Source organism: Streptomyces sp. LBL (assembly GCF_029893585.1).
GTDB lineage: Bacteria > Actinomycetota > Actinomycetes > Streptomycetales > Streptomycetaceae > Streptomyces.
On record NZ_JARXYX010000010.1, the window covers coordinates 1 to 11,699 of the forward strand.

Genomic DNA, 11,699 nt, shown 5'->3' on the forward strand with positions numbered 1-11,699 from the left:
AGCGTGGAGCGGCCTCGTCGATGCCGTTTCGGGAGCTGGGCCAGGGCGAGTTGGGTGGTGGTGATGTGGTCGGCCGCGGTGTTGCTGCCCGCGTTGCCCGGCCGGAGCAGGGCCGCGACAGGCTCTCCGGTGCCGCCGCTTCCGTGATCGACGAAGCCCATCAACGGGTGGTGGCCGAAGGACTTCTTCCAGGTCGCTGCCGCGCCCTGCTTGTCGGAGTGCGCCAGCACCAGCACCCCGTCCAGGTCCACGATCACCTCGCCCGCGGCATCCGGCGCCGAGGTCCCGGCCAACTTCCATACCCGCTGGCGTACTTCGGCCCGCGCGGCACGGATCGCGTGAAGGGCCTTCGGCCCGGCCGCGGCGAGGGTGTCGGTGAGCCGCGAGACGGTCGGGTCGGAAGCCACCGGCCCGAACACCGCCGGCTCGGCCCGCAGCATGCCCACATCGGCCAGGCAGTCCCCGCCGAGCGCGACCGCCAGGGCCACATCCAGCAGGATCTTCCCCGGATCGTGTACCGCCCTCGGCCGCCGCCAAGGTGCCAACGCCGCCGATATCGCCATGTCCAGGCCTGTCTTGCGGACGGTCTCGACCAGCAGCACCCCACCTGCCTGCGAGACCACCGCCCGGCCACCGCCCTCGGTACGAACACGCGGATAGGACCCGATACGCTTCTTCACCTGGAAAGTGCCTCCGACGGCGGCGGGAATAAGGACCTCGACAATCCTCATTCTTGCTGGTCAGAGGCGCTTTTCGTTTATCTGACCACCCGTCGGACACCAGGCTTCATGAAAGCGCGAGGTTAACCACGCGGGTGGTGGAGTCTCACTGGGCGAGTCAAGCCGAACGGCTCTGACCAGGACATACGGTCAGAGCCCGTTGTGCTTGTCGGCGGACGTGGCAAAGTCCGGGTGTGCGGCCAGTTGAGTCCCGGCTGATGGCCACCAGAAATCCAGGTGGATGGCCGTCCGGCCTGCGGTGTTCCTGATAGCTCCCCGTATCTGAAGGGGACCCCTCCGTCCTGTTTGCTGGTGTTTGCGAAGCATCAGCGAACTGGTCGAAGAGGTCCTGTGACGAAGTCTGACAGAGAGATCATGGAGATATTCGAGGCGTACGACCTGACGGAGACAGTCTGGTCGGCGGCCACTCTGACGGGGCATGACCCGAAGACGGTCAAGCGGTATGTCGAGGCCCGTGACAGCGGGCGGAACCCGTACGAGCGCGAGCCGCGGCCGAAGCTGATCGACGCGTTCCTGGAGAAGATCGAGGAGTGGGTCGAGCAGTCGAAGGCGACGATCCGCGCCGACGTGGTCCACGACAAGCTCGTGAAGATGGGCTACCCGGGCAGCGCGCGCTCGACCCGGCGGGCGGTTAACGCGGCGAAGACCGCTTGGAAGGCAGGCAAGCGGCGGACCTACCGCCCGTGGATCCCCGAGCCGGGCCGGTGGCTGCAGTTCGACTGGGGCGAGGGTCCGCGCATCGCGGGCCGGCGGACCTGGCTGTTCTGCGCGTGGCTGTCCTGGTCCCGCTTCCGGGTGGTCATCCCGGTCTGGGACTGCACCCTGGGCACTCTGGTGGCCTGCCTGGACACCACGCTGCGCCGGATCGGCGGGGCCCCGACCTACGTGCTGACCGACAACGCGAAGACGGTCACCGTTGAGCACATCGCCGGGATCCCGGTCCGGCACCCGCAGATGGTCGCCGCGGGCCGGCACTACGGTTGCCAGGTCGTGTCCTGTGTCCCCTACGACCCCGAGAGCAAGGGCGGCGCGGAGGCCACGGTCCGCATCGCGAAGGCCGACCTGGTCCCCACTGATGCGAACCTGCTGCCCGCCTACGACTCCTTCGCCGAGCTCGCCGATGCCTGCCGGATCTGGTGCGACACGGTGAACACGCGCCGACACCGGGCGACCGGACAGATACCGGCGGACCGCCTCGACATCGAGCGCACCACGTTGCACGTCCTGCCCGTCGAGCCGCTGGCGCTCGCGCTGGGCGAGGAGCGCGTGGTGGGCTCGGACCGCACCATCAGCTTCAACGCGGTGCGCTACTCGACCCCGCCGGGCTACACCGGCGCAAGGGTGTGGTGCCGGGTGGTCGGCGAGGAACTGTCGATCACCGCCCGCACCAACTCCGGTGATCTGTCCGAGATCTGGCGCCACCAGCTGTCCACTCCCGGGGTCCCGCAGATCATCGACGCGCACTACCCGGACCACCCCGACGGCCGCAGTGTTCACCAGCCCCGGCTGCAGCCTCGCTCGGAGGCGGAGATCGCGTTCGTGGGCATCGGTCCCGGCGCGGGACGCTGGCTCAAGGAAGCCGGACCCGCCGGCGCGTCCCGGATCCGCGCCAAGATGGCCCGCGCTGTCGAGCTCGCCGCCGTCCTGGGCGCCGGCACGGTCGACCAGGCCCTCGGGCTGGCAGCCGCCTCCGGGCGCTTCGCCGACGGCGACCTGGTCTCCATCCTGGAGCACATCGCGGCCAGCAAACCGGTCGGGGAGGTCGTCCGCGCAGACGAGGCCCACTCCGTCCAGAGCGGCACCATCGCCTGGCAGGCATTGGGTCAACAGCCCTCGACAGCAAGGCAGTCGAGGGCCGACTGACCGCAATCAGTCGCCGATGAACCACAGATACAGGTGCATTCCCCGCTCAACGACCCGGCACAACTCACGGGCCTGCCCGACCCAATCACCGCCGCACGCGGCCGGGAGTCGGTCGAGCTCCGCCAGCAGCAGCGGCACCTGCCGCTGATTGAAGACCGCATCCCCATACGGGGTCAGAGCCCAAAGCATCGGGAACCCGGCCGGGTCCAGGTCCGCGAAGGCGGCGGTCCACTCCACGCCGCCTTCGGCCCGGGCCACGACGTTCCCGCTGTCCCCACGCACCGCCATATTGATCACCCGCCGAGCCTATCGACGCCCACTGCGACCGACGAAGGAATTTATAACCATGACGTTTCCCCAGGCCCCGGCGCTGCCCGAGGAGCTCGACAAGCTGATGCGCCGGATGCGCCTGCCCTATATGCGCAAGGCCGCACCCGACGTGCTGGCCACCGCCCGCGCGCAACGCTGGGACCCCGCCGAGGTCCTGCGGCTGCTGATCTCCGAGGAGGTCACCGGCCGCGACGCGGCCACCCGGCGGCTTCGTCGGCACTCGGCGAACTTCCCCACCGGCAAGACCCTGGCCTCCTGGCGGGCCGAGGACTCCACCATCCCCGAGCCCACCCAGAACTCCCTGGCCACCCTGGAGTGGATCGGCCGCGCGGAAAACCTCGTGATTGCGGGCCCATCAGGGACCGGGAAGAGCCATTTCACTGAGGGCCTGGCCCAGGCCGCGATCGAGAAGGACCTGCGGGTGGCCTGGTTCACCCTCGAGACCCTCAGCGCCGCCATCGGCAAGTCGAAGGTCGACGGGTCGACCGCCCGCACCGTCGCCCGGATCTGCCGGGCCGATCTGATCGTGATCGATGACATTGGCCTGCTTCCGGTCGGTGAGGACGCCGCCGAGGCGTTCTACCGCATCATCGACGCGGCCTACGAACGCCGCTCCATCGCCGTGACCAGCAACATCCACCCCTCAGGCTTCGACACAATCATGCCCAAGACCCTCGCCGGAGCGAGCACCGACCGCCTGATGCACCACGCTCACCTCGTGACCACCACCGGCGACTCACACCGCCTCTCCGAGGCCCTGGCCGGCAAGGGAGTGATCCCCTTGAGCTGACCCCCACCCCAGCAACACCACTGGCCACAGGCATGGATTTCTGATGGCCACCAGCCTGGACACCCGACGACCGCCCACCTGGGCATCTCGATGACCGTTGACAGTGCTGTCCGCTGCCCGCTCATCGCCGTGTTTCCCCGTGGCTTCCCGCTCGATCGGGCATGGAATGGGCACGGCTGGGAGCGCGCGGATGACTGCTGGAGTACATCGGCAACGGACAGCAGGGCGACTGACTACCGGCTGATCGGAATCTCGTAGACGATCTCGCAGAGAGCGGCGGGCACCACGATGTCCGCGGTCTCCACGGGCCGCCCCTGGTCGCTGTAGTACGTCCGCCGAATGTGCGTGACCAGTGAGCCCTTCTGGATGCCCAGGAGTGACGCCTCCTCGGCGGTCGCCTGGCGTGGCTCGGGCTGTTCCACGGCGTGGCTGACGGTGATGCCGATCTCGGCCATACGGTTCACGACGCCCGCCCCGGCGTGCGGTCCTCCCTCGGGGAGCACGACGAGCGTGCCGGCGGTGAGGTCGTAGGGCTCCCAACTCGTCGAAAGCTGCACCGGCCTGCCGTCGGCGAGGAACTCGTACGCGGTGCGGACACACGGATCACCCTCGGCGATGCCAAGACGCGCCGCGATCTCCGCCGGTGCCGGGACCTTGGCCTCAGTCCGGCTCTCCCAGTCGCCTTGCCTGCCCACGGCCCTCATGTCCGCACGGAACGGGGAGCCCTCGGGCTGCTCGCGCGCCGATGAACGGACCACCCGTACGCGCCGCTGGGGCTCGGCGACGTAGGTGCCGGAACCGGCGCGACCTTCCAACACACCCTGAGAGATCAGCAGTTCCTGTGACCGGCGGACAACGTTCTCGCCCACCCCGCACTCCTGGGCGATCTGCGCACGGGAAGGAAGTCGGTCCCCCGGCGCCCACTCATGCTCCGCGATCCGCCGCCGCAGTTCGTCGGCGATGCGGAGATAGGGCGGCTGCTCAGACATATGGAAAATCTAGTCCACTAGCTCTAATCTAGTTAACTAGCCTCACTCAACGTGAGTGTCGGTAACCGGAGGATGCCCTGTGCCTGCTTACGAGGTGAGCGCGGAGGCCATCGCAGCCCGGTTATCGGCCGTCGGGCTCGCCACGCGTGTGGACGAGCGCGACGACTGCACAGCCATCGAGGCGGAGGTACCGGAACCACTTTCCGCCCAGTCATGGCGGGAGGTCCTGGAAGCGGTGGCGCAGGCCGACCGCTTCGGTCTCCTCGCCACCAGCTCGAACGGCCGCACCCTCTGGGCGGTCGTACGCAAAACGGTCCCCGCGACGGGCGATGTCGGGGGACCAGGCCATCAGCGATAGGAGCTGAGCAGCGTGTTCAATCGTATCCGCCGTACCCTCTCGTGCGTCAGTGCGCGGTACCGCCCCAAGGGCCGGCACCGCCGCGCCGCAAACCCCGCACGGACGTTGGCTGCCGCCCCCGCATTCGCCTGCGGGGCACCGCTGTTACTGCGCCGGCATCGAGAACACATGGGCGCGCTCATGGGCGAGGAGACCGCGCTTGTCCGCCCGTACGTGCTGGCCAGTGAGGAGCATGTGCGGCACCGCTCAACGGCCCCCCTATGCCCTCCTTTTGCTGGCCCCTGGCTCGCCTCGGTGGGTGACCGCTGATGCCTCCTCGCCAACCGCCCCACACCACGCGGGCGGAAGCTGACTCCTACCGGTCGGTCTCGTGCCGGATCGGTACGCATTACGCCTGCGCGGAGTCCTGCCCGGTTCTCGCACCGGTCGACGTACCGGTGATCTACGAAGCCTGTGACTGCCCCTGTCACACGTTCACCCATCAGGAAGTGCCGACAGAGGTGGTGACGTGAGGGGACAACTACCCGGTGGCGTCGTCCTCTCCCCGGTCGAGATCACCTCCGCCAGCGTGCAGCGCGGCGACGTCATCCAGGTCGGAGGCCAGGACTGCCGAGTGATCGACCTCTTTCAACTGCCCGCTGGAGCCAAGCGACTTGTGTTCGACTCCGGCGAGTTGCTGACCATGCACATGGGTAGTCGGCTCGACGCCCTGCGGCTCCAAAGGGTGCGAGGCGGTGATTTAGCCCGTGCCCTCTCGCCGCGACACCATCGCCGATGACCTCCGGGACCGGATCGCCACCGGCCGGATCAAACCCGGCGAGCGTCTTCCTGCTGAGGCCCACCTCGCCTCGGAGTACAGGGTCAGCACACCGACGCTGCGGAACGCTCTCGCCGTGCTCCAAGCGGAAGGCCTCATCGAAAAGGTCCATGGCAAGGGGAACTTCGTTCGCCGTCCCCTACGCAGGATCAGGTACGTCGGAGGGTGCCGCACACCCGACGGACAGAACGCTGCTCACGCAGCTCCGAGCGTCACCGTCCACACCACCAGGATTCAGGCCCGCGGGCATCTGGCGACCCTGCTGAAGGTGCCGACGAACAGTCCCCTGACCGAATTCCTTTGCCTCAGCCATGAGGGCAAGAGACCGCACAGCCTGGCGCGCATCTACGTCCCTTGCGACCTGGCGCCGGCCGCCGCCCTCCGCGAGTCGCCCTCGTACGAGGGGACGATGACGCGATTCCCCGAGCTCCACCCGCCGCTGGCTGAAGTCCGAGAGAAGGTCAGCGTTCGACTCCCGACACCGGACGAGGCATCCGTCCTTCGAATCAGCTCTGCCTTGGCGGTCCTCGCCATCACACGCCAGATGGCCGACACCGGTGGACGCGTGGTCGAGGCTGCGCTCTTTGTGCTGCCGGGGGACCGCGCTGACGCGGTGTTCACCACTCCATACGTGATCGACGAGAGGGCGGCGGAAGAATGACGACGTCAAACGAACTGCGGCTCCTCCCGTGGGCCGGACCCGACGGCAAACCCTGCTTTCTCAGCACCGATGACAGTGACGGTCACATGTCCCGCCTGGCCGACACCATGGAATCGGCACAACTCGGCAGGGCAACCGAACTTCTGGACCAGGCGTCAGGCATGCTCGCTGACGTCGATACGGAGCCGAACGACCTACGCCTCCTGGCGAAGGACCTGACGGGAGCTCTGAGGGACACGCTCCGCGTAGCGACCAGCCGTGGTCACCGCTTGGCAGCGCCTGAATAGCACCGCTCCTGGAGGAAGGGCAGGTCAAGAGGAAGAACCTCCTGACCTGCCCTTCTTTCGGTGTCTGTGGCTAGAAACACCCCATTTTGCCCGACCGCCGCCCTCCGGGGGAAACCTGTTTGGCCGGGGGCACTGATCTGGGACTCCTCCCTCAGCCGCTACGGCTCGCCTGTCACTGTCGGTCGCCCTTGAGTAGCCTCGGGCGCCCTCGCACGGCCCAGAGACGGCCCAGGGAACGATCACTCCGCAGACGTCCGCCACTCATCCAGCCGGACCCTCACCTGGTGGTTGTGGGCGTGCCAGAAGACTTCCCCCTCGACGGAGGCCCCGAGGGCAGGCAACTCCATCCCCAGCGGCATGGCCGTGATCTCGGCCAGCGCCACGGCGTTGGGCACACCGTCCATACGTATGAAGACGCCAAAGGGCTGGCGGCCGATGACCTCTCCGGTGATGTGAGTCCCCACGGGCAAAGCTGCGACGGTTGGCGCCCAGCTCTGGAGAACTACATCTGCGGCCGGCAGATCCGGGCCCGTGGGCCACGCGTACTCATCCATCAACAGATCATGACTCAGTGAGCGACCTGGGGCTTAGAAGGCGCAAAGCCAGTAGGGGCTTTAGCTGCGTCTGACCTGCTAGTTTGTGGTCACTCGACCGGCTCGGAAGACGTCCTTCGACACACATTCGACAGGCAGCGGTCATGCTCATTCCGCTGTGGCGCCCGTTCCGACGTGATGCGGCCGGCGGTGCCTAGCCTTCTTGGAGCTCCACCCGCATGAGTGCACGGAACTGTTCGACAAGCCGTTGCATAGTGTCCAGATCGTTTGCTTCTGTGGCCACCCGCCATGCCACAGAGAACTGGCGAGCCTCGTCGCTGCCGAACGCGTGCAGAGCAATCAGGGCCTCCATGCTCATCTCGATGCGTTTGGTCTTCGTCCAGTACCGCTCTACCTCGCGGAGCTTTCTGACCTTGCGAGCATGTTCGTACCGCAAACGGCGCACATCGAGGACGGCTACGCGAAGGGCCGCGAAGTAAGCATCGCGCCGCTCTTTACGTAAATAGGTGCGCTGCTCGGCTTCTCGTGACTGGGCAACCATGCGCTCTGCGTGTGCTCTGCCCTGCGCTCCTGCGAGCCACGTGAACACAACTCCTAGCGCTCCTGAGACGCCGGTGACCACAGGGGCTATCCACTCCGATGCCATGCACTCATCGTGCCCCGGTGAGCTGCCGTCCAAGACCTCATCTGTGTCGGCCATACCCTGGAGGGCCCTGGCGCCGACCGCTCGTGATCCGTGCGGAAGACACAGACCGCTTCGTCCCGAAGCAACTTGGGCCACGCACTCCTACACGTCGGTGTCGGTGCCGGCCGTTTCAGACCAGCCCGCCCGCACCTTCCGCTGGGGCACCCAGCTCGACGTCCGCCCGGTCAAGGCCTTCGGTGACGGCTCCGACATCACCGAACAGGCCGTTGCGTCCTACGTCGCCAAGTACGCGACCAAGGCGGCCGAGAACACTGGCACCCTGGACCGCCGCATCGGCGAACTCTCCGAACTCGACCGCCACCACGTGCCCGACCACACCCGCCGCCTCATCGAAGCGTGCAAGATCCTCGATCCGCTCTACCCCGACCGGCGCCTGTGGGCCTCGGCGCACATGCTCGGCTTCCGCGGCCACTTCTCCTCCAAGTCCCGCCGCTACTCGACCACCCTCGGCGAACTCCGCCAGGCCCGCGCCGACTTCCGCGCCGCCCAGGAACGCGAAGCCCTCGGCCTGGAGGACCGCGAGCCGGACAACGTCCTCGTCCTCACGGATTGGCAGTACGCCGGACACGGCCACACCCCCGGCGAATCAGTCCTCGCCGCCACCATCGCCCGCGACCTCCAACACAACCGCGAAACCGCCCGCGAAGCACTACGCGACCAACTCACCCTGGAAGGAACCGCCGCATGACCACGACAGTGATCGAACGAAAGTGGCACACCACACGCGAGGTCGCTGAGATGCTCGGCTACGGCCTCTCCAAGACCAAGATGCTCGTCCTGACCGGGGAGATCCGCTCCGTCAAGGACGGCCGTAACCGCCGCATCCTGCTCCGCTATGTGGACGAGTACATCGAACGTCGCGCCCAGGAAGCCGAACAGGGGTGGGCGGCATGAGCGGCAAGCGCGGCAACGGCGAAGGCTCGATCTACCCGTACAAGAACGGCTACGCCGCCTACGTCTGGGTAACCAAGCCGGACGGCAAGCGGGCCCGGAAGTACGCCTACGGCAAGACTCGCGAGGAAGTCCACGAGAAGTGGCTCAACCTCCACGCGGAGGCGAAGAAGGGGCCCGTCGCTACCCGGCACCGGACCGTGGCCGCGTTCCTCTCCTACTGGCTCGACTCGGTCGTGAAGCCGAACCTGGCGCCTCTGACGTACGTCTCGTACGAGGGTTGCTTCCGGCTCTACATCGCTCCTCACCTCGGCTCCAAGCGGCTGGATCGGCTCACGGTCCGGGACGTCCGTGAGTGGCTGACCAAGCTGGAGGCTGTCTGCCAGTGCTGTGCCCAGAGCAAGGACGCCAAGCGGGCGCCCACCCGCCGGAAGTGCTGTGCCATCGGGGAGTGCTGCGAGGCGTACCCGTCCCGTCGCGTGATCCAGGCTGCGCGCGATGCTCTTCGAGCGGCACTGACCCACGCGGTCACCGAGGAGGAGATCAGCAAGAACGTGGCCTCGCTCGTGAAGGTGCCGAAGCCTCGTCGCCGTCGGATCAAGCCGTGGTCCGTTGCCGAAGCCAGTCAGTTCCTCACCGATGCCGCCGCCCGGGATGACCATCTCGTCGCCGCCTGGGTCCTGGTGCTCTGCCTCGGCCTGCGTCGTGGTGAGGTCCTGGGCCTCACGTGGAAGTCCGTCGACTTCGAGCGGGGAGAGCTGTACGTCGATCACCAGATCCAGCGCGCGGGGCGGGAGATCCTTCACCGCGAGACCAAGACCGAAGACTCTGACGATTTCCTCCCCCTGCCGGCGCTCTGCCTCAAGGCATTGCGGATGCGTCGCGCTCAGCAGTAGGCGATCGGGAAGCCGCCGGGGAGCTCTGGCAGGGAAGCCATGACCTGATCTTCACCACGAAGTACGGCACGCCGATCGAACCGGGCAATATGACCCGCATGTTCGCCCTCCGGGCTCGTCGTGCCGGGCTCCGGGTCATCCCGCTCCGGAACACCCGGCACACATGCAGCTCGCTCCTGGTCGCGCTCAAAGTGCACCCGAAGGTGGCCCAGCGCATCCTCCGGCACTCGCAGATCGCCATGACGATGGAGGTCTACGCCGAAGCGAGCGAGGAGGAGGTACGCGCCGCGATCGGCCAGCTGTCCGACGCCATGGGCGGTACCGGCTGACACGGTTGCTGTACTTCGCTGCTGTACGCCCCTGAAACGCAAGAGGCCCCGGATCTCTCCGGGGCCTCTCACCTGTGTGCACTCGGCAGGATTCGAACCTGCAACCTTCTGATCCGTAGTCAGATGCTCTATCCGTTAAGCTACGAGTGCTTGTTCTGTTTTCTCGCCGTTCCTGGCCCTTCTGGCCCGCTCGCGGCGACAGGAAGAACATTACATGACTGCCGCCGCCATGTGAAATCCGTTAGCCATACCGCTTGTGAGCTGCGGAAACGCGCCAGATGGGGGAATTGGGAGAACGACGAAGCCCCGGTCTGTGGACCGGGGCTTCGTGATCTGCTGCGGAGGCGGAGGGATTTGAACCCTCGATGGGCTTTAAAACCCAAACCGCATTAGCAGTGCGGCGCCATAGACCGGACTAGGCGACGCCTCCAGCACAGCCGCCCGCGCGAGCGCGAGTGGTGCGTGCAGATGATGACACAGTCGAGCGTGCTGTCACCAATCGCCTCCCACGGTACTAGGCGGGCGGCCCGCAGAGCAAAGTCGTTAGCAGCGACGTCGGTGGTGGTGGTGGCAGGGGGCGGTGGGAGCGATGGTGGGGGCGATGGGAGTGATGGGGTGGCGGTGCAACGTCTGGGCGGCTGCCGCGTTAGTCAGGTCATGTCGCAGGTCAACCGGCTCGGCCGGCTCCCACGGTTCACACGGTTCGCTCCGCTGCTCGTCGCGGTCGGGGCCGTCGGCACGGTCGTCCCCCTGTCCGCGGTGCCCGCGGCCGCCGCCGCTCCCGCCGCGCTCGCGCCCCCGCCCGCGCGCGATGAAGACCGGCCGGCAGGCGGTGATCACCATCTCACCGTCATCGTGCGGAACGCGGGCGGCGGTGCCGACGGGACGTACGAGGTGGACTGTCATCCCAGTGGGGGGAGCCATCCCGACGCCGGCGGCGCGTGTGCCGTCGTCGACCGGAACACTCGATGGGGGAAGGACACCTTCGGCCCCGCGCCGGAGGACAGTGTCTGCACCATGCAGTACGGCGGGCCGGCCACCGCGCATGTCACCGGGACCTGGGCCGGACGACCCGTCGACACGACGTTCGACCGCACCAACGGTTGTGAGATCGGGCGCTGGGACCGGTTCGTACCGCTGCTGCCCAGGCTGGGCTTCTGAGCAGCTGCCCAGGCTGGGGCTCCTGAGCAGCTTCCGAGGAGGGCTTCTGAGTCGCTTCCGAGGCCGGGTTCCTGAGCAGTTCCCGAGGCCGGGTTCCTGAGCAGTTCCCGAGGCCGGGTTCCTGAGCAGTTCCCGAGGCCGGGTTCCTGAGCAGTTCCCGAGGATGGGCTTCTGAGTCGCTTCCGAGAATGGGTTTCTGAGCAGCTCACCAGCCGGGCGCCAGAGCGGACGCCCAGTCTCCGCGCATCCTCGGCCCGTACCCCGCGCTCTTCTCACCTCTCACGCCTCCCTCGCACGCCCCCGCCTTTACATGGCGGACGCCCCGGC

At 67.3% G+C, this 11,699-nt stretch carries 12 protein-coding genes, 2 tRNA genes and 2 pseudogenes; 9 read left to right on the forward strand and 7 right to left on the reverse strand.

Features of this window, described 5'->3' with window-relative positions; translation table 11 throughout:
* Positions 1 to 680, reverse strand: a 680-nt coding sequence (locus tag M2271_RS13965; protein WP_280887509.1) for a transposase, incomplete at its 3' end; no start/stop codon positions are given.
* 414 nt (positions 681 to 1,094) lie between these two features.
* On the opposite strand from M2271_RS13965, the gene istA reads away from it, so the two are divergent.
* Entirely contained in the window at positions 1,095 to 2,603 is a 1,509-nt protein-coding gene (gene istA / locus M2271_RS13970; RefSeq protein WP_348539169.1) for an IS21 family transposase, read from the forward strand.
* 6 nt (positions 2,604 to 2,609) lie between these two features.
* Here istA and M2271_RS13975 read toward each other — a convergent pair whose 3' ends face one another.
* Positions 2,610 to 2,891: a hypothetical protein gene (locus M2271_RS13975; protein WP_280887703.1), complete on the reverse strand. Its 282-nt coding sequence runs from the start codon at positions 2,889 to 2,891 to the stop codon at positions 2,610 to 2,612.
* Between the two features lie 58 nt (positions 2,892 to 2,949).
* Between M2271_RS13975 and istB the strand changes: the two genes are divergently transcribed.
* On the forward strand, positions 2,950 to 3,723 hold the full coding sequence (istB, locus tag M2271_RS13980; RefSeq protein ID WP_280887511.1) for an IS21-like element helper ATPase IstB: 774 nt from the start codon (positions 2,950 to 2,952) through the stop codon (positions 3,721 to 3,723).
* Between the two features lie 233 nt (positions 3,724 to 3,956).
* Here istB and M2271_RS13985 read toward each other — a convergent pair whose 3' ends face one another.
* The gene (locus M2271_RS13985) at positions 3,957 to 4,712 is read right to left on the reverse strand and encodes a GntR family transcriptional regulator (protein WP_280887512.1); all 756 of its coding nucleotides are present in this window, start codon (positions 4,710 to 4,712) and stop codon (positions 3,957 to 3,959) included.
* Positions 4,713 to 4,791: 79 nt separating this feature from the next.
* Between M2271_RS13985 and M2271_RS13990 the strand changes: the two genes are divergently transcribed.
* The 3 genes from M2271_RS13990 (at position 4,792) to M2271_RS14005 (ending at position 6,835) form a co-directional block, all read left to right on the forward strand.
* On the forward strand, positions 4,792 to 5,070 hold the full coding sequence (locus M2271_RS13990) for a hypothetical protein (RefSeq protein WP_280887513.1): 279 nt from the start codon (positions 4,792 to 4,794) through the stop codon (positions 5,068 to 5,070).
* Between the two features lie 746 nt (positions 5,071 to 5,816).
* Positions 5,817 to 6,548: a GntR family transcriptional regulator gene (locus M2271_RS14000; protein ID WP_280887515.1), complete on the forward strand. Its 732-nt coding sequence runs from the start codon at positions 5,817 to 5,819 to the stop codon at positions 6,546 to 6,548.
* Positions 6,545 to 6,835 (forward strand): hypothetical protein, encoded by a 291-nt coding sequence (locus M2271_RS14005; RefSeq protein WP_280887516.1) that lies wholly within the window; start codon positions 6,545 to 6,547, stop codon positions 6,833 to 6,835. The genes M2271_RS14000 and M2271_RS14005 overlap by 4 nt, the downstream gene beginning before the upstream one ends.
* A 239-nt stretch (positions 6,836 to 7,074) precedes the next feature.
* Here M2271_RS14005 and M2271_RS14010 read toward each other — a convergent pair whose 3' ends face one another.
* Both M2271_RS14010 and M2271_RS14015 read right to left on the reverse strand, forming a co-directional pair.
* On the reverse strand, positions 7,075 to 7,389 hold the full coding sequence (locus tag M2271_RS14010) for a hypothetical protein (RefSeq protein ID WP_280887517.1): 315 nt from the start codon (positions 7,387 to 7,389) through the stop codon (positions 7,075 to 7,077).
* A gap of 193 nt (positions 7,390 to 7,582) precedes the next feature.
* Entirely contained in the window at positions 7,583 to 7,930 is a 348-nt protein-coding gene (locus M2271_RS14015) for a hypothetical protein (RefSeq protein WP_280887518.1), read from the reverse strand.
* Positions 7,931 to 8,171: 241 nt separating this feature from the next.
* Between M2271_RS14015 and repSA the strand changes: the two are divergent.
* From repSA to M2271_RS14030, 3 genes and pseudogenes are all read left to right on the forward strand, one after another.
* Positions 8,172 to 8,783, forward strand: a pseudogene (repSA, locus tag M2271_RS14020) (replication initiator protein RepSA); the annotation flags it as partial.
* Positions 8,780 to 8,989: an excisionase family DNA-binding protein gene (locus M2271_RS14025; RefSeq protein ID WP_280887519.1), complete on the forward strand. Its 210-nt coding sequence runs from the start codon at positions 8,780 to 8,782 to the stop codon at positions 8,987 to 8,989. The pseudogene repSA and the gene M2271_RS14025, both read left to right, overlap by 4 nt.
* Positions 8,977 to 10,211, forward strand: a pseudogene (locus M2271_RS14030) (site-specific integrase). The gene M2271_RS14025 and the pseudogene M2271_RS14030 overlap by 13 nt, the downstream one beginning before the upstream one ends.
* A 77-nt stretch (positions 10,212 to 10,288) precedes the next feature.
* Here the strand turns inward: M2271_RS14030 and M2271_RS14035 are convergent.
* Positions 10,289 to 10,361: transfer RNA gene (locus tag M2271_RS14035), tRNA-Arg, on the reverse strand.
* Positions 10,362 to 10,550: 189 nt separating this feature from the next.
* A tRNA-Ser gene (locus M2271_RS14040) sits at positions 10,551 to 10,641 on the reverse strand.
* 227 nt (positions 10,642 to 10,868) lie between these two features.
* On the opposite strand from M2271_RS14040, the gene M2271_RS14045 reads away from it, so the two are divergent.
* Entirely contained in the window at positions 10,869 to 11,372 is a 504-nt protein-coding gene (locus tag M2271_RS14045; protein WP_280887520.1) for an SSI family serine proteinase inhibitor, read from the forward strand.
* The last annotated feature ends 327 nt before the right edge of the window (positions 11,373 to 11,699 follow it).